We start from the raw sequence: 16,708 nt of genomic DNA, 5'->3' as shown, positions 1-16,708 counted from the left end.
CTGCAACGTATCATTCTTATATAAACACCTAAAGCTGTTTAACTACACTTCAGGTGTTTTTTTATTAGGCAAAAACTTCTCAGCTGTGTTATAATTAAAAAGTGTATCAAAAATTTATGAGGTGAGTGCTGAAATGGCAATACAAGTAAAAAATTGTATGGAAGATTTCGTAACGGATCTGCTTCAGCAGGTGATAAAATCATACCCAAACATATGCACCTGTGACCAATGTCTCAGCGATATAGCTGCGTGGGCATTGAATCATCTTCCGGCAAGATATGTCGGTACCGATATAGGTGATGCATACACCAGGCTGGATATTTATAAACAGGAGCATTATGCCCACATAATAAAAATAATAGCACAGGCTATAGAAGTTGTCAGTCAAAATCCTCATCACACTATAAAAAAATAAGCAGGAATTAACATATGCGTATTACGCAAAAAATAAAATCAGAAATGCTCCGCCGTTTGGAAAAAACTTATCATGGTTCAAAATCTGCTTTAAATTTTTCGAATCCCTTCGAATTATTGATAGCCGTCATTTTATCGGCGCAATGTACTGATGCGCGTGTCAATATAACAACGCAGCGGCTTTTTGCAAAGGCAGATACACCCGAGAAAATAATAAGTCTTGGTCTTGAAAGACTTGAAAACGAGATTCGTGATTGCGGCCTTTTCCGAAATAAGGCAAAAAATATCTTCAATACTTGCAGCATACTTGCAAAGAGTTATAATGGACAAGTGCCGAGCAATTATGAGTCATTATTATCTTTGCCAGGCGTAGGAAGAAAAACGGCCAATGTTGTTGCGAGCATAGCCTTTGGCAGACCGGCAATAGCTGTTGATACTCACGTATTTCGTGTTGCCAATCGTTTAAAGCTGGCTGTCGGCAAAACTCCCGATGAAGTTGAAGAAAAGCTTCAAAAGGCAATTCCCATGGAAAAATGGTCTGAAGCACATCACTGGCTTATATGGCATGGCAGAAAAGTCTGCAAAGCGCGCCAGCCACTGTGTCAAAACTGTCCGCTTAATGATTTATGTCCTTGTGCGCTTACCATGGACGCAAAATAGTATTACCGCATTATATAATAAAGAAAGAGTGATTTCATATTATTTACCGCAATGCCATTTTACCGGATGTCGAATCAATACATCGATTAGTTTATGATTACGCGCAGGACGGTCTGATGCTTGCCCGGTCACGTAATCAGCTTTACGAAACGATTCGCGATATGATCGTGGCTGAAGAAGACGGTCAGCTTGCAGGTGTAGGCGGTCTGCATATAGTTTGGGATACAATCGCTGAAGTACGGACATTGGCTGTAGCCAAAAACGCCACACGAAACCACATAGGATCCGAAATAGTCACCCGCCTTATTGATGAAGGCAAAAAAATTGGCGTTGAAACTTTTTTTACCCTTACCTATCAGCCTGAATTTTTTTTCTCTCTGGGCTTTAGAGAAGTTACAAAAGATAAACTTCCGCAAAAAATATGGAAAGAATGCATTGACTGTCCCAAATTTCCCAATTGTGATGAAATCGCTATGATACTCATGGAAAATGAATAAGCGTCATAGCAGCTGTTCGCCCGTTCGACCGCAATGCCTCGTACGGCAGCAAAAATCCAGTATATACTTTGCAACAAAACATATTATATTCATCTAAAAAACTCCTGGCATAAATCATGAGACGCATCTCTAAGTTAGATTTCAAATCTAATCACGATGTTCAATCATTATGCAGGAGTTTTATTATAATTTAAAAAACAACTTATTTATCTGTTCTGGGCAGCCTGTTCGCGCAGTCTGGCAATTCGGTCAGCTGTGGCGGGATGTGTTGAAAACAAGCTGGCAAATGACATGTTTTTCCCTGAAAACGGGTTTATTATATACATATGCTCTGTTGCCTGCGATGCCTGCGGCATTGTTTTATGTTTTGCATAATACTCTATTTTTTCCAGTGCCGATGCCAGCGCCAATGGATCCCCGCAGATCTGTCCGCCGCCTTTATCAGCTGCATATTCACGTGAACGGGAAATCGCCATCTGAATGATCGACGCCGCCAAAGGCGCAATTATTATAGTTGCCAGAAGTCCTATTATTCCGCCCCTGTCTTCTTCATCATTGCTGCGGCTGCCGCCGAATATAGCAACCCATTGGGCCATATTCGCCAGCATGGAAATTGCTGCCGCAAAAGTGGCCGCAATTGAACCTATCAATATATCTCTGTTTTTAACATGAGTAAGTTCATGACCGAGGACACCGGCAAGTTCTTCATATTCAAGCGCTCCCATTATTCCTGTCGTAACAGCCACGGCCGCATGATCAGGATTTCGCCCCGTAGCAAACGCATTGGGAACATCGGTATCAATGATATAAACCTTAGGCATTGGCAGTTCGGCACGCTCTGTGAGATCAGACACCAATTTATACAGGCTGGGGGCGTCTTCTTCATTTACTTGACGGGCTCCCGACATTTTCAGTACAATGGAGTCACTAAACCAATAAGAAAAGAAATTCATGGCAAGCGCGACCATAAACATTATCAATGCACCGTGCTGACCGCCGACCAATCCCCCGACAGCTATCAGCAATGCCATCAGCAATGCCATTAATGCAGTTGTTTTTACCATATTCATAATCCACTTCTCCTCTACAAATATATCATCTTCATAAACAATAAAACTTTTTTGATCCGTATTCAACGGGAAATTTTTGCCTTATACCCTCCCCATAAAAATACAGCTATAATAAAAATCGCCTCCAGCCAGCCGTTCAGCCACAATAGCTCACTTCCCACTGCTTTATCCAGTAAGATCATTTTCGCAGATGTGAATGCGAGGATGGCACTTCCCAAATAAACCATAAGGGGGATTTTTTTCATTATCACCAAAAACAGCTGTGCACCGCAGATAACTATTGGCAGACTTATGAGCAAACCGCATAAAATGAGACTCCATTTGCTATCCGGTACTGTATTTGCCACTCCTGCCATTGATAAAACATTATCAAGACTCATTATAAAATCAGCCAGCATAATGGTTTTTACAGCTCCTGCCAAATTATCAGACGCATGCATTTTTTTTTCACTATCATCATTTTTAAGCAATTTCAAAGCAATATAAAATAATGCTATTCCGCCTATAAATTGAATATAAGCAACTGATAAAAGTTCTGTGGCAAATAAAGTCAAAATCACACGAATAATGACAGCTCCTGCGCAGCCTATGATCATACCTTTCAAACGATGATGCACCGGCAGATTTTTACAGGCGAGCGCTATCAACACTGCATTATCCCCGCTTAGTATCAAGTCAAGCACCAATATACTTCCTAACGCGGTTAACCATCCCAACGAAAAAAACTCTTCCAAGCCAGCACGCCTTTCTTTTTTCAGGATTAATACAAATTTTTTCAATTTTTCTATATATAGCCGGCAATAAACTGCAGCCTGCGACCCGACAGTTAAAATATCTATATACAAAAAGACCTTGCTTTACAGAAGAATATTCTATAAAACAAGGTCTCGCTTACAATAACGTCGGCCGCACCGGAGCAAAATGCTCGTAATGACGATCATCGGCCGTTCAGCTACTCCCCTATAAATGACAACACAACATTGTCTGTATGCATAGTATAGCATAATTCATCACATTTTACAAGATTTTAATCAGCTTCATATGGACGGATACGCAGCTTAAGTCCTCTTTCCCTGCATATTTTTTTACACGCTTCTATCTCTTCGGCGCCTATCGAGTCCACTATCGTCATAACAACTTCCGGTATATATCTCATGCATTCTGCCGCGAAATTCAGCATCGCTTCATACGCCCCGGTTCCAAGCTGAGTCCTTGTGACAGAGTGATATTCCTGTGCATTTGACGCGTTCAAACTTATTGAAATAACATCCAGCAGGTTTTTGAACAAAGGTGCCGTATTTTTTTCATAATACAGGGATGACAGCCCATTTGTATTAAGTCTTATCTTTTTTTCCGGCCACATAGTGCGCACACAGCGCAGGCTGTCAAGCAATATCTCCATGCGCATAGTCGGTTCGCCAAAGCCGCAGAAAACCACTTCATTTACATCAGCCCTATTTATAGACGCAAATGCCTGCCTTATTTTTTCTATAGTCGGTTCTTCTTTGAGCCAAAGGGAATGTTCTTCCTGCATCTTTTTCAGACTTCTGAGACAAAATACACATGAGCAATTGCACTTATTCGTGATATTGACATAAATATTGCATTTCTCTCCCGACTTTCTTTTCACCGCATCGGCAAATTCTGTAAATTTCCCTTTTTCAGCCGCATACAAAATCATTGCCCTATCTCCCCTATATGCTGATTATAGTTCTATAATAAATTTTATTTCAGCTCTGTCAGATACTCTTCAAAGCAGATTCCCTCATTGCGCGGGATACCTTGTGTTTCCGTAAATATCAGGCATTTGCTTACAAACTCGGCAGCTTTTGCAACAGCTTGTTTTGTTGTTTCATTCTTAAGTAATGATGCGGCAACTATCGCTACAAATACATCTCCCGTTCCTGAATGCTCACTGCCTATTTTTGCAAACTCCAGCATACGGCTTCTGCCATTTTCATAAATAAAGTTGCCTATGTTTTTTCCGCGTTCAATGCCTGTAATTATTATCTTCATTGCATTTTTATCTGCATTTTCCCTAAGTGCCGCCAATTTACCGCACATGGAAAGAAGGTCTTCATTATTGATGCTGCCTCCATGCGGATAAGGAACATCAAGAAGATTGCAGGCTTCTGTCAGATTTGGCGTCAAAACATCAGCATAAGCGACCAATTCCTTCATTCTTCGACACAATTGATAAGTATATGACGAATACAATCTTCCACCGTCGCCCATAACAGGATCAACGATCAGCAGGGTTTCTTTTTTTTCGTCCATTGCCGGTTTTTTAAATTTTTTTATAAATTCCAGAACAATATCGATTTGCCCTTCCGACCCCAAAAAGCCTGTTAAAATACCGTCAAAGTACAAATTGAGTCTTTGCCAATTCTCTATATAAGGACGCATATGTGCTGTATAATCATCCATATAGTAATCATTAAACCCTGTATGAGCCGATAAAATAGCTGTTGGCAGAGGACATACCTGTATTTTCATTGCAGAAACCAGTGGCAGCTCGACTGTTGTCGAACATCGTCCAAAACCCGTAATATCATTGACAATTGCCATTCTTTGCTGTTTCATTTTTACTCCGTAATTATTATTAAAATTCAACTGAGCCAGCCTTCACAGAAAATCAACGGCGCCAAAAACTCCGCAGAACAATTACACCTGCGGAGTTTTTAACATAATTCGATCAAGTTCCTTCACTATCAGAAAAAATTACTCATTGCAGGAATAAAGAAACCCCTGATTAATTCGCGCTGCGCGCCCATGCGGATCTTTTGGTGCTTGGCCGACAGACTCATTAAATCAGTATTTCCTAAAAAATAATTTATTTTTCCGTACGAGGATTTACACGTTTTTTGGCCTGTCTTTTTTCACTATATTCACGGAACGTTATCCATAAAGGTGTTGCTGTGAAAATAGATGAATAAGAACCGAAAGCAAAACCAACCATCAATGCGAAAGCAAAATCTTTTGTTGTAGCTCCGCCAAAAATATACAAGGCGACCGTAGTAACCAAAACAGTCGTAACCGTATAGATGGAGCGCGTCAAAGTTTGATAGATGCTGCGGTTTGCCAGTTCCTCTATATCGCCGCCGCGTTTAAAATGCAGCTTGAGATTTTCACGTATACGATCAAAAATGACTATCGTATCAGTTACCGAATAGCCAACCACAGTCAATATAGCTGCAATAAAAGAAGAATCTATCTCCTTTTGCGTCAGGGAAAAGATACTTAATACCACTAATGTATCATGAATCAGCGCCATTACTGCCGCTAAGCCGAATTTAAATTCAAATCTGTAAGAAATATATGCAATGATCAGCAGCCATGAAATAACAGTTGCCCAGACCGCATTCATGATTAATTCACTGCCAATCGTTGCACCGACTTTTTCTTCACGCAGTACTTTGTAATCACCCAGCTTTTCTTTGAATCCGCTGAGTATATTTTCGCGTTCCTGCTGAGACAGATCTCTCGTTCTGATCATGACATTCTGGGCCTCTACAGAATCATTTTGCTCGCCTGCCATTTGGATCTGCGTATTTCCCGCCACATAATCATTCATGATAGTGCGGATATCATTTATATCGGCAGGTTTTTCAAATTCCAGATTAAGCAATGTACCGCCCGTAAAATCTATTCCCAAATTAAAGCCTTTAGTAAACATACAGATGAGTCCGGCAATAATTATCAATGACGAAAAAGCATACCATATCCTGCGATGCCCTACAATATCAAAGCGATTCATTTCTTCACCGCCTTTTCTTCAAATAAAGACGATCCCAATAAGCGGTGATCATGTATTATATCGGATGCAATAAGCCATTTCAACTGATACTGGGTCATCGTTGTAGCGGTGAACAGACTCAGCACAGCACCGAGACCGAGAGTTATAGCAAATCCTTTAATAGGGCCTGTACCAAAAAAGAAAAGAACAATAGAAGCTAATATCGTCGTCAAATGCGAATCAAGAATTGTGACAAATGCTCTTTTAAATCCTGAATCCATTGAGGAACGAATAGTCTTTCCTAATCTCATTTCCTCTTTAAAATGTTCGAAAATAAGCACATTAGCATCAACTGCCATGCCCACCGACAATATTATACCTGCTATTCCGGGCAGTGTCAGCGTCGCATCAAGCATTTTCAAAGCAAATAACAGGACAAGTACATATGCCATCAGACTTATATCGGCAACAAGACCGGAAACTCTGTAGAATAAAAGCATAAACAAAACAACTGCACCGACACCTATGGTAAAGGCAAATTCACTCTTATCCTTTGAATCCTGTCCGAGAGTAGGACCTACTGTGCGTGTTTCCACTATCTGCACCTTTACCGGCAGTGCGCCGGAACGAAGCAGCAGCGCCAGATTATGAGCTTCTTCCAAAGAACGGTTTCCTGTTATAACAGCCTTGCCTCCTGTTATGGGTTCTTTTACATTTGGTGCAGTCAAAACACTGCCGTCCAGCAGTATAGAAATCGTTCTGCCAACATTTTCCGCTGTGAGCTCGGCAAATTTTTGTGCACCGTCTTCGGTAAATTCCAAAGCAACAAGATTTTGTCCCTGCTGATCTGTCTCTTCACGCGCATCTTTCAAATCTGTACCGGTAAGTACTGTATTGCCATCTTCATCCTTGAATTCCATCATTGCCGTCTTTCCCAAAACCTCAATAGCCTTATCCGGATCCTTGACCCCCGGCAGCTCAACTATTATACGGCGCTGTCCTTCGCGCTGAATGACCGGTTCCGTGAGTCCCATAGCATTGACTCTGTTTTCCAGTATTTTCACTACGCGATTCATTGCATCATCAGTAACCTGTGCCTGCGGAGTATCGACTCCTTCAAGTACAACATGCGTACCGCCCTGCAGATCAAGCCCTTGCCGTATCGAATATGCTAAAGGTTTTATGAAAAAAATAAAAACCGTTACAACAGCAACGACTACGACAGCGAGTTTAATAAAACTGTCCCGCCTCAAAAATATCCCTCCAAAAAATAAATTCCCCTGCCGTTAAAGGCAAGAAATAAAACACGGCGGCAAAAATGCCGCCTGTAAGCTGTATCACATTATAAACCCAGGCAAATCTTTTTCCATTATAGCTGTATCTGACAAACAATGTCAATTCAGCGTATAAATGAAGACTTAATTCAGACAGTGTTTTGACTCCGCCTGAATAGTAGCCGAAATTATCCAGGGAGTATTAGAGCGGGTTGGTCATCGGATAAAGTTCAATACCTCTGCCAAAACATCCTGAATGGTCAAGTTATCAGTACAAAGATAAAAGTCGGCATTTTCTCTGGCATTAGCCAAACGTGCATGCTGCACATCTATTCGCTCCTGTGTCCAGGAAACACGGCGGCGCTTCCTCACTGCAGGCAGCTCGGCATCCAGCATTATCAGAATATCCGGGCCTTTTTTTGCCCATAAGCCGGGCACGCATGAGTGTTCCTGTGCCATATTATATGCATCATATCCTTCAGCCCTGAGCCCCTCAACCAATGTAGATTTACCCGAAGCACAAATACCGACAACAGCAATTTTCATAGCAGCTCCTATCACAATGGAAAATTCACGTTGACTTTACGGATTTTCACCGCTGCGTCATTACTTCCGCATACTCCCATGACAACAACAGTCATATCGTCTCCTGCTTTATTTTCGTCAAGCTTCAAAGCATACGCCATGATACTGTCGGCTATAAATTCTGCGTCTTCCGCTCGGCTGTGCTCTGCGATAGCCAATATTTTTTTAAAATCTGCGGTTTTTCCGTTAGTTTTCCTGCCTGCCGACTGAATTCCGTCCGTGTAGGAAATTATCACCATGCCTTCTTCCATGGGCACTTCATACATAACAGGTTTTGTATGATGATGCACCCCGATCGGATTAACACTTTCATCATACACGCAGGTGTATTCGTCGGTTTTGATAATTACCGGACAGTTGGAATTGCGGCTGATCACCATCGTCTGAGTGTCGAGATCGGCACTCACAACGGTAAGCGTACAGGAAACTTTTTTATCCTTTACAGCATATAAATAATCATGCACAGCACGCGCTACCGCACCGTCACGGGTCCCGTCGCCTATCAATGAAACTGCCTTATTGACGACAAGACTGCTGGTATGGTGCGCGGAAAGTCCGTGTCCCTGGCCGTCAGCCAATATAAGAGAAAGCCCGCCCTGCGGTCTTTCCGCTATGTCGCATGTATCACCGCAGAATTCCATAGCATAGCGCGTAGTTTTGGCAACAGCTACTTTTATTTCCATGATAATGAACTTCCTTGCAAAAATTTAAATAGTCAGTACTGATACTCTCCCACACGGCCATTTTCTGTAATGATCATTTCAAGCGGGAAATCATATTTCTCCGCAGGAACACTGATGATCTGCTGAACAGAGAAATATATGCCGATTTTCACAGCATTTTTAGCTTTCGGCAGAAATCTGTCATAAAAACCGCCGCCCATTCCCAGTCTGTATTTATTCTGGTCAAAAGCCACTCCCGGAACAATTACCAGATCTATCTTTTCTGGATCTGCAAAGCACAGCCCATTTTCCGCGGCTGTCAGTATTCCCGCCTTGCCCAAACTCAAATTTTCCAGACTGGCAATAAAAACAGCCCGCATTATACCTTTTGCCAAATCATCTATATACGGCAGACACAGCTGTTTCCCGTCTGCCAGCACTGCCCGCAAAAGCCGCATTGTCTGTACTTCATCCGGCATAGATGCAAAAGCCATAACGCAGGATGCATTCTCATATTCTTTTGATGACAATATAAGCTCACATATTGCATCACTTTTTTGTTTCACCTGTGACTGAGACAGACTTCGCCGCAGCATAAGACTTTTACGGCGAACTTCTTTTTTATTTTGCATTTGCCGCTTCATTTTTTTCCTGAGTGATGCTGCTGCCTATGGCACTGCGTGAAACTTCAATTTCTACATTATCCGCTATTCTAAGCCGGACACGTTCTTCATTGATTGCCATTATTTCGCCGTAAATACCGCCAACGGTAATGACCCGGCTGCCTACTTTTACCGCTTCAAGCATAGTTTGACGTTTTTTTTGCTGCTTTTTCTGCGGGCGATACAGCAGAAAGTAAAAAATTACCACTAAAAGCACTGGAAAAGCAAAAGACTGCAACTGTTCAAGATCCATTAATAAAACACTCCTTAAATATTATTATTCATCGTCTGCAGTACAGAGCTGTCTAAAAACTCATAGAAATTACTTCGACAAGAAGAAAAATTACTCCTTCACTTTAATACATATTTGGCGGCAAATTCATTGTAAAATTCTCCGAATCTGTCTTCTATTATAGCCTGCCTCATTTTTCGCATAAAATCAATAAGAAAATGCAGATTATGAATCGTTAAAAGACGCATGCCAAAAATTTCATTGACCCTGACCAAATGTCTGATATATGCCCGCGAATAATTACGGCAGGCATAACAACTGCAATTTTCATCTATGGGATGAAAATCATGCTCAAATTCGGCATTTTTTATAATGAGCCGGCCATTCCATGTCATCGCCGTCCCGTTGCGTCCCACACGAGTGGGAAATACACAGTCAAACATATCGATACCGCGTTTCACTCCCTCAACAAGACAGTCCGGCGTGCCGACCCCCATAAGATAACGGGGTTTATTTGCCGGCAGTGCCGAAGCCGTATAATCAAGCACCTCATACATCAATTTCTTAGGTTCACCCACACTCAATCCGCCTATAGCATAACCGGGCAGATCCATATCTATCAGTTCATCAACGCACGCTCTGCGCAAGTCTTCATATATACCGCCCTGCACGATACCGAACAATCCCTGATTATCCGTGACGAGTGCATCTTTACAGCGTCTTGCCCAACGCAGTGTTCTTTCCGTTGATTTTTTTGCATAATCATGATCAGCCGGATAAGGAATACATTCATCAAATGCCATAATAATATCTGACCCCAGATCCATCTGCACCTTTGTCGCTATTTCCGGAGATAAAAATTTTTTTGACCCATCAATATGCGATCTGAATGCAACTCCGTCCTCCGATATTTTACGCAGATCTCCCAGACTGAAAACTTGGAATCCTCCGCTGTCAGTCAATATGGCCCTGTCCCAGTGCATAAAGCTGTGCAGTCCGCCCGCTTCGCGGATAAGATCGGCTCCCGGACGCAAAAACAAATGATATGTATTGCTTAAAATGATTCCGGCACCCATTTCCTTAAGTTCCTCGGGAGAAAGCGTCTTAACTGTAGCCTGCGTCCCCACCGGCATAAAAATAGGTGTTTCAAAGCTGCCATGCGGCGTATGTATGATCCCAGCACGCGCACCTGTTTGTGAACAGCGTTTTATCAATTCATAAGTAATAGCTGGCATAAAAACTCTCCATTTTCAATATTTCTGTATTTATCCGATGACTAACCTGCTCTGATACTCCCGCTTCTGCAAGCGGTGGGTAAAGAGCGGCTAAGTCCTCGTCTGAATTAAGTCTCTATTTATTCCTGAGCTTTTTTTGTAACTCGCGCACACAATAAAAAACATCCCGCCATATATAAAAGCAGTACGCCGAATGATACCATGCTCGGCACGGCTCCCCTGCTTATTTCTCTTAATAAAAGACTCGTATGCGTCAGGGGCAGGACATGTATAAAATAATAAAAGACCAAAGGCAATTTATCAGGCGAAAAAAATGTACCGCACAGAAATGACATCGGCATCAATATATAGGTGTTGAATCGCCCCATATCTTCATAAGAGTCGATAGTCATTGCGGCGTAAAAACCAATTTCCGCAAAAATAGCGCTGTTTAGCGCAAGAACAAGTAAAAATAACGGTGTTATCGAAAAATCAGCCCCAAATATGCGGGCAAGCACGATAATGATCGCCGAAGAAATCATACCTCTCAATATTGCTGCCAAAATTTTACCTATGGCAAATGATAACGGGTTTATCGGCGCAGTAAAATATTCCTCAATACTTTTATGATAAACACGTTCACCATGCAGCGGTGACAAACTATTAAAAGCTATATTCATTGAATTCAGCGCCAGTATTCCGGGCACAAGAAAATCCAAATATGAACCGCCGCCTGCGTTTATACTTTTGCCCAGTCCCCAGCCAAAAGCCACCAGATAAAGGATGGGAGCCACCATACGGCTCAAAATAAATTTTATCATACGATGCTTAAGGACTACCCAGTCACGCCAGAAAGCCGTAATTATATCATACAGCATCATCCATTCACCTTTCTCCCCGTCAATTCAACAAAAACATCTTCCAGGTTTGAACGGCGCCGCAGCACATTTTGCTGCACAAGACCATCAGCAAAATCTTTTGCCGCTTCTTTGCTGCGAAAAATCTTAAATTCTCGCTCAGCCTTTTCATTGTCCCATTCCACCGCATAGCTGCCGATTTTTTCCTGTAACGCCTTAGGCGTATCCAGGGCTATAAGTTTACCGCTGTTGATTATAGCCACTCTGTCACACAAATTTTCTGCTTCCTCAATATAATGTGTGGTCAAAACAACAGTTACGCCGGATCTGTGCATTTTTCTGATAAGATCCCATATACGGCGGCGCACCTGCGGATCCAGTGCCACAGTCGGTTCGTCAAGAAACAGTATAGACGGTTTATGCATCAACGCACGCACTATTAAAAGCCGGCGCTTCATACCGCCTGACAAAGCTCGTACGCTGTCATTTATACGCCCTGACAACTCCACAAATTCCAGCATTTCCCCGATACATTTTACTCTTTCTTTTTCCGGCATATGATGAAGTCTTCCGTGCAGATGCATATTTTCTCCGACTGTCAGATCCTGATCAAAATTTATATGCTGCGGTACAACACCGATAAGTTCCTTGATTTTTTGCGAGTCATCACGGATATTCAGCTGACCATAATATATATTTCCTGCCGACGGTTTCGCCAGCATAGTAAGCATTCTTATAATTGTTGTTTTTCCCGCTCCGTTTGGCCCTAAGAGTCCGAATATCTCTCCGTCCTTTATCTCCAGACTTATATCATCCACCGCAACTTTAGCGGCTTTTCCTCCCTGAGCATTTTTATACGAAAAAAGCTTTTTCACACCCTCAAGCCGAAGCACACTATCTTCCTCCATCCTGTTTTTCTGCCGTCAATTATTGTTCTGGTCAAGACAATCATACCTGAGCTCATTTCTAAAATTCTATTCCTTTTTGGGCTTTAATGCCGGCCTTATACGGATGTTTTATTTCTCTCATTTCTGTGACCAGATCAGCTTTTGCCGTTACAGCTTCAGCAGCGTCACGGCCCGTCAGTACAAGGTGCATTGTTTCCGGTTTATCCGCCAGTAAACACAATACTGCCTGTTCGTCTAAAAGACCAAATTTCACCGCATAATTTATTTCATCCAATATCAGCATATCCCAAAGACCGCTTTTTTCCGCGTCTCTGGCTTTATTCAATGCATCCCGAGCTGCTTTTATATGTTCTTCCCTGCTTATTCCTGTATCTTTTCTGGTAAACCCTTCGCCCATCTGAACAATTTCGATACGATTCCCCGGCAGTGAACGCAACGCTTCCAATTCTCCGTACTTACTGCCGCCCTTGATAAATTGGATTATCAACACTCGCAAATGCTGCCCCCATGCCCGCAAAGCCAGTCCCAAAGCCGCTGTTGTCTTACCCTTGCCGTTTCCTGTATTGACTATGACCAAACCTTTTGTCTGCATCTTTATTCCTCTCCGTCCTTAAAATCCGCCGGGCCACCATGTCGGTACAGTCGGGATGAGCACCGTTGCAAGGGCAATGAACAATACTGTCGCTGTATACATTAATTGAATAGCGGCAACGACATGACGCGGGCATAATTGCTGCACTGCATCTCCCATATAAGCCCGAAAATGGGCTGTGCCAAAATAAAAATTTTGACCGCCCAATCTTATATTGAGCGCACCTGCCACGGCAGCCTCCGTAAAACCGCCGTTAGGGCTCGGATGTTTTTTTGCATCCCTCAGAATCATTTTCCATGCTGTTCTGTAATCAAAGTGCAGGATGGCTGCAGCAACAACCAGTAATATTCCGGTTATACGCGCAGGTGCCAAGTTCAAGATGTCGTCAATACGTGCTGACACCCTGCCGAAATAAAAATATTTTTCATTTTTATAGCCGACCATTGAATCCAGTGTATTAGCCATGCGATATAAAATTGCCAGGGGAAGTCCCCCGACAAAAAAATAGAACAAGGGAGAAATTATCCCATCTGTAGTGTTTTCCGCAATGGTTTCGACTGTCGCCCGTACCATTTCCTGTTCACTCATATTATCAACATCACGGCCTACTATATAGTGTACCATCTGCCTGGCTTCCGGCAAATCACCGTGCCGCAGACTATTTATGACCCTCTGCCCTGCCTGCATAAGTGATTTTGGTGAGATCATAAAACTCAGTATCAGTGATTCGGCGAACAGCTTCCCCCACCAGATAACTTCAAGCTGCCTCATTCCCCACATAATAACCCAGCCCGACATATAAGCGCAAAAAAGTAAAAAAACAGCAAAAATCCCGCCTGCTGCAATCTGCAGATATTTTTTATGCCGATCCCGTCTTAAAATGTTCTCCACGATGTTTACAAATCTTCCCATCAGTGCCACAGGATGCAGCCTGCTCTGTGGATCACCTACGATCGTATCTATTACAAAAGCACAAACAGCAATTATCGCTGGTGTCATAGTATCATTTATCTCCATTTACAGCATTTGCTAAACTCAGTGTCCCTGTTGATTTTGCAGTCTGTTCTGCACAGTTCTCGCTGCCGGTGTCCTGGCCAGGCCTCCTTCTGATGTTTCACGCAAAGCAACAGGCATCATCTTTCCTATTTCATACATGGCAGCTATCACTTCATCAGGAGGAATGACACTTTTCACACCTGCCATAGCCATCTCTGCCGCAGTCAGCGCATGTACAGCATAAAATCCGTTTCTTTTTACACACGGCACTTCCACCAGCTCGGCCACTGGATCACAAACAAGACCAAGGACATTTTTCAGGGCCAGTGTCGCAGCCTGCGCGATCTGTTCGCTTGTCCCTCTCAGAATATCAACAACAGCCGCAGCAGCCATAGCAGCAGCCGTTCCGCATTCTGCCTGACAGCCGCCTACTGCTCCCGCTACACATGCATTCCTCGCTATAACATTCCCAATACCGGCCGCCGTAAAAAACGCGCTGCAGTATCTTTCTCTGTCGGCTCCCTTAGCCTCGCCGACGGCAAAAACAGCCGCCGGGACTATCCCGCATGAACCGGCGGTGGGACACGCCACTATTTTATGCATTTTCGCATTGCCCTCACTCACAGCCAACGCATAAAGCAGCGCTCTATGGGCGATATTGCCCAGTAAAACAGGCTCCATTTTTTCTATCCTGCCAGCATCACGGCCCACCATGCCGCTCAATGACAAACGATCATCATATAAACCTTCTTTTATAGAATCGGCAAAAATCGTCAGCCGCTGCCCCATCTTTTCGGTTACCTGCTGTTCAGTCAACTCATACTCTTCCGCTTCCCTGCGCAGTACTATCTGCGCCAGAGAAGTGTTGTATTTTTCGGCAAGGCTCAGCAGATCTGCCACCGCAGCATATTCAAACATAAAATGTCTCCCAATATTTTCTATTTTCAGCGCAACGGATCAATCGCTATTACTGATTTCATAATTTCCAATGAGCTTATCTTCTCCACAACAGTATCCGGTACTCTGCTGTCTGTATCTATAATCATCACTGCCTGCTGATGTTTTCCCTTACGGAAAACCCGCATCTGCGATATATTTATATTTTTCTCCGCCAGAAAAGAAGAAACCAATGACACCACTCCGCTTTGATCATCATAAACAGACAAAAGAGTAAAGGTTTCTCCGCTTATTTCTGCGGCAAAACCATTTATCCTGCGTATTGATACCTTGCCGCCGCCCAGGGAAACTCCAACGATTTCCATGGTCTTGCCATATTTACCAAGCAATTTTATTTTTACCGTGTTAGGATGCTGCTCCTCTTCAGATGATGTTCCTATATTTATGGTAAACTTTTTTTGGGCAGCAAGTTCAAAAGCATTGCGTATAGCCGGATCATCGGCGCCGAATCCTAAAAGACCTGCAATAACCGCCTTATCCGTTCCATGTCCGCGATAAGTTTTCGCGAACGATCCATAAAAAACTATATCTGCCTTCACCGGCTCTTCTTTTAATATGTAATGTGCCAGCAGACCTATTCGGGCTGCTCCTGCCGTATGCGAACTGGACGGTCCAATCATCACCGGTCCGATTATGTCAAATACTCCCATATCCACTCTCCCGCCGTTTTGTTCTTAATTACAAATTATTTTTATTATATCATATGATATAATATTTAGCATATGATGCTCTGTATATTCTGTTTTGCAGGTTATTTCGTCTAACCACCCACTTAATGGTACTTTTATATAATACGTGCACCATCTTATAATAAAGATTTTTCACCTCCCATATAAATAACTGCCCTGTAATATGCGTCCCTTTCATTTCCATTATATAAATTTCTGCGGTTCATTGTAAAATGAAAATGAACAGTTAACAAAAAGTCCACAGTGACTTTTCTTCAAATGGTAAAATGGAGTTCTCACAGCACCATTAACCAAAGAGGAGACAATCACTATGGACTGCCATAATTATATCACAGTAGCTCCTGAACGAAAACGTGGTCAGCATTTGGGACGGGAAGACCGCGGAGCAATCCAACAACTAAACAAGCAAGGATATTCTCTACGGGCAATCGCCCGAGAAATTAACTGTTCGCCAAGTACTATCCTTTATGAGCTGCGCCGCGGTACACCGCGGCGCAAAAGCTATAGAGGCCGTGCACCAGAGTACAGCGCCAAACGAGGTCTTGCAGTATTTCATTATATTTTTTCAAAATATGGAATCTGCATCGACAAAATTTTTTTATTGTCATGTCCTGTATTTTGCTCCATTTTACATCCTCCCGCATAATAAAATTCAGCATATAACCCCAAAAATACCGGGACAGGCTTTATACTGCCCATCCCG

At 42.7% G+C, this 16,708-nt stretch carries 20 protein-coding genes and 1 pseudogene; 4 read left to right on the top strand and 17 right to left on the bottom strand.

Features of this window, described 5'->3' with window-relative positions; all coding sequences use genetic code 11:
- Nucleotides 1-133 precede the first annotated feature (133 nt).
- Genes I6758_RS02260 through I6758_RS02250 form a run of 3 tightly spaced genes read left to right on the top strand, consistent with a single transcriptional unit; the run spans nt 134 to nt 1,571 of the window.
- Nucleotides 134-415: a late competence development ComFB family protein gene (locus I6758_RS02260; protein WP_231038465.1), complete on the top strand. Its 282-nt coding sequence runs from the start codon at nt 134-136 to the stop codon at nt 413-415.
- Between the two features lie 14 nt (nt 416-429).
- Complete coding sequence (gene nth / locus I6758_RS02255; protein ID WP_196603588.1) at nt 430-1,074, top strand: endonuclease III; 645 nt, start codon at nt 430-432, stop codon at nt 1,072-1,074.
- Nucleotides 1,075-1,112: 38 nt separating this feature from the next.
- Nucleotides 1,113-1,571 (top strand): N-acetyltransferase, encoded by a 459-nt coding sequence (locus I6758_RS02250; RefSeq protein ID WP_196603803.1) that lies wholly within the window; start codon nt 1,113-1,115, stop codon nt 1,569-1,571.
- 206 nt (nt 1,572-1,777) lie between these two features.
- Here I6758_RS02250 and htpX read toward each other — a convergent pair whose 3' ends face one another.
- The 17 genes from htpX to sdaAB form a co-directional block, all read right to left on the bottom strand.
- Nucleotides 1,778-2,641, bottom strand: a complete 864-nt coding sequence (gene htpX / locus I6758_RS02245) for a zinc metalloprotease HtpX (protein ID WP_196603587.1) — start codon at nt 2,639-2,641, stop codon at nt 1,778-1,780.
- Nucleotides 2,642-2,703: 62 nt separating this feature from the next.
- Nucleotides 2,704-3,357, bottom strand: coding sequence for a YjbE family putative metal transport protein (locus I6758_RS02240; protein WP_231038464.1), 654 nt, complete (start codon nt 3,355-3,357; stop codon nt 2,704-2,706).
- Between the two features lie 311 nt (nt 3,358-3,668).
- Nucleotides 3,669-4,322 carry a TatD family nuclease-associated radical SAM protein gene (locus I6758_RS02235; protein ID WP_196603585.1) on the bottom strand — a complete coding sequence of 218 codons (654 nt, stop codon included), beginning with the start codon at nt 4,320-4,322 and terminating at the stop codon, nt 3,669-3,671.
- A gap of 44 nt (nt 4,323-4,366) precedes the next feature.
- Nucleotides 4,367-5,224, bottom strand: a complete 858-nt coding sequence (locus I6758_RS02230; protein WP_196603584.1) for a pyridoxamine kinase — start codon at nt 5,222-5,224, stop codon at nt 4,367-4,369.
- A gap of 250 nt (nt 5,225-5,474) precedes the next feature.
- Nucleotides 5,475-6,398: a protein translocase subunit SecF gene (gene secF, locus I6758_RS02225; RefSeq protein WP_196603583.1), complete on the bottom strand. Its 924-nt coding sequence runs from the start codon at nt 6,396-6,398 to the stop codon at nt 5,475-5,477.
- On the bottom strand, nt 6,395-7,630 hold the full coding sequence (gene secD / locus I6758_RS02220; RefSeq protein WP_196603582.1) for a protein translocase subunit SecD: 1,236 nt from the start codon (nt 7,628-7,630) through the stop codon (nt 6,395-6,397). Before secD ends, secF begins: the two co-directional genes overlap by 4 nt.
- Nucleotides 7,631-7,867: 237 nt before the next feature.
- The gene (locus tag I6758_RS02215; RefSeq protein ID WP_196603581.1) at nt 7,868-8,197 is read right to left on the bottom strand and encodes a hypothetical protein; all 330 of its coding nucleotides are present in this window, start codon (nt 8,195-8,197) and stop codon (nt 7,868-7,870) included.
- An 11-nt stretch (nt 8,198-8,208) separates the two neighbouring features.
- The gene (locus I6758_RS02210; protein ID WP_196603580.1) at nt 8,209-8,919 is read right to left on the bottom strand and encodes a PP2C family protein-serine/threonine phosphatase; all 711 of its coding nucleotides are present in this window, start codon (nt 8,917-8,919) and stop codon (nt 8,209-8,211) included.
- 32 nt (nt 8,920-8,951) lie between these two features.
- Nucleotides 8,952-9,530, bottom strand: a complete 579-nt coding sequence (locus I6758_RS02205) for a 5-formyltetrahydrofolate cyclo-ligase (RefSeq protein WP_196603579.1) — start codon at nt 9,528-9,530, stop codon at nt 8,952-8,954.
- Nucleotides 9,520-9,813, bottom strand: coding sequence for a preprotein translocase subunit YajC (yajC, locus tag I6758_RS02200; RefSeq protein WP_196603578.1), 294 nt, complete (start codon nt 9,811-9,813; stop codon nt 9,520-9,522). The genes I6758_RS02205 and yajC overlap by 11 nt, the downstream gene beginning before the upstream one ends.
- 98 nt (nt 9,814-9,911) lie before the next feature.
- On the bottom strand, nt 9,912-11,027 hold the full coding sequence (gene tgt / locus I6758_RS02195) for a tRNA guanosine(34) transglycosylase Tgt (protein ID WP_196603577.1): 1,116 nt from the start codon (nt 11,025-11,027) through the stop codon (nt 9,912-9,914).
- Between the two features lie 119 nt (nt 11,028-11,146).
- Nucleotides 11,147-11,884, bottom strand: coding sequence for an ABC transporter permease (locus tag I6758_RS02190; protein ID WP_196603802.1), 738 nt, complete (start codon nt 11,882-11,884; stop codon nt 11,147-11,149).
- The gene (locus tag I6758_RS02185) at nt 11,884-12,756 is read right to left on the bottom strand and encodes an ABC transporter ATP-binding protein (RefSeq protein ID WP_196603801.1); all 873 of its coding nucleotides are present in this window, start codon (nt 12,754-12,756) and stop codon (nt 11,884-11,886) included. The genes I6758_RS02190 and I6758_RS02185 overlap by 1 nt, the downstream gene beginning before the upstream one ends.
- Before the next feature lie 73 nt (nt 12,757-12,829).
- Nucleotides 12,830-13,363, bottom strand: coding sequence for a cob(I)yrinic acid a,c-diamide adenosyltransferase (gene cobO / locus I6758_RS02180; RefSeq protein WP_196603576.1), 534 nt, complete (start codon nt 13,361-13,363; stop codon nt 12,830-12,832).
- 18 nt (nt 13,364-13,381) lie between these two features.
- Nucleotides 13,382-14,380, bottom strand: a complete 999-nt coding sequence (gene cbiB / locus I6758_RS02175; RefSeq protein WP_231038462.1) for an adenosylcobinamide-phosphate synthase CbiB — start codon at nt 14,378-14,380, stop codon at nt 13,382-13,384.
- 18 nt (nt 14,381-14,398) lie between these two features.
- The gene (gene sdaAA, locus I6758_RS02170; protein WP_196603575.1) at nt 14,399-15,277 is read right to left on the bottom strand and encodes an L-serine ammonia-lyase, iron-sulfur-dependent, subunit alpha; all 879 of its coding nucleotides are present in this window, start codon (nt 15,275-15,277) and stop codon (nt 14,399-14,401) included.
- A 26-nt stretch (nt 15,278-15,303) separates the two neighbouring features.
- Nucleotides 15,304-15,966 (bottom strand): L-serine ammonia-lyase, iron-sulfur-dependent subunit beta, encoded by a 663-nt coding sequence (sdaAB, locus tag I6758_RS02165; protein WP_196603574.1) that lies wholly within the window; start codon nt 15,964-15,966, stop codon nt 15,304-15,306.
- A gap of 349 nt (nt 15,967-16,315) precedes the next feature.
- On the opposite strand from sdaAB, the pseudogene I6758_RS15180 reads away from it, so the two are divergent.
- Nucleotides 16,316-16,558, top strand: a pseudogene (locus tag I6758_RS15180) (helix-turn-helix domain-containing protein); the annotation flags it as partial.
- Nucleotides 16,559-16,708: the final 150 nt, after the last annotated feature.

Origin of the sequence: Pectinatus haikarae (assembly GCF_015732185.1) — a bacterium.
Taxonomy (GTDB): Bacteria; Bacillota; Negativicutes; order Selenomonadales; family Selenomonadaceae; genus Pectinatus; species Pectinatus haikarae.
This window is presented reverse-complemented; position numbering and strand designations above follow the sequence as displayed.

Bases quoted from the DNA above. Each gene is read 5' to 3' on its own strand.
- I6758_RS02260 (WP_231038465.1), top strand. From the start codon at position 134: ATGGCAATACAAGTAAAAAATTGTATGGAAGATTTCGTAACGGATCTG.
- nth (WP_196603588.1), top strand. From the start codon at position 430: ATGCGTATTACGCAAAAAATAAAATCAGAAATGCTCCGCCGTTTGGAA.
- htpX (WP_196603587.1), bottom strand. From the start codon at position 2,641: ATGAATATGGTAAAAACAACTGCATTAATGGCATTGCTGATGGCATTG.
- I6758_RS02235 (WP_196603585.1), bottom strand. From the start codon at position 4,322: ATGATTTTGTATGCGGCTGAAAAAGGGAAATTTACAGAATTTGCCGAT.
- I6758_RS02230 (WP_196603584.1), bottom strand. From the start codon at position 5,224: ATGAAACAGCAAAGAATGGCAATTGTCAATGATATTACGGGTTTTGGA.
- secF (WP_196603583.1), bottom strand. From the start codon at position 6,398: ATGAATCGCTTTGATATTGTAGGGCATCGCAGGATATGGTATGCTTTT.
- I6758_RS02215 (WP_196603581.1), bottom strand. From the start codon at position 8,197: ATGAAAATTGCTGTTGTCGGTATTTGTGCTTCGGGTAAATCTACATTG.
- I6758_RS02210 (WP_196603580.1), bottom strand. From the start codon at position 8,919: ATGGAAATAAAAGTAGCTGTTGCCAAAACTACGCGCTATGCTATGGAA.
- I6758_RS02205 (WP_196603579.1), bottom strand. From the start codon at position 9,530: ATGCAAAATAAAAAAGAAGTTCGCCGTAAAAGTCTTATGCTGCGGCGA.
- yajC (WP_196603578.1), bottom strand. From the start codon at position 9,813: ATGGATCTTGAACAGTTGCAGTCTTTTGCTTTTCCAGTGCTTTTAGTG.
- tgt (WP_196603577.1), bottom strand. From the start codon at position 11,027: ATGCCAGCTATTACTTATGAATTGATAAAACGCTGTTCACAAACAGGT.
- I6758_RS02190 (WP_196603802.1), bottom strand. From the start codon at position 11,884: ATGCTGTATGATATAATTACGGCTTTCTGGCGTGACTGGGTAGTCCTT.
- cobO (WP_196603576.1), bottom strand. From the start codon at position 13,363: ATGCAGACAAAAGGTTTGGTCATAGTCAATACAGGAAACGGCAAGGGT.
- cbiB (WP_231038462.1), bottom strand. From the start codon at position 14,380: ATGGAGATAAATGATACTATGACACCAGCGATAATTGCTGTTTGTGCT.
- sdaAA (WP_196603575.1), bottom strand. From the start codon at position 15,277: ATGTTTGAATATGCTGCGGTGGCAGATCTGCTGAGCCTTGCCGAAAAA.
- sdaAB (WP_196603574.1), bottom strand. From the start codon at position 15,966: ATGGGAGTATTTGACATAATCGGACCGGTGATGATTGGACCGTCCAGT.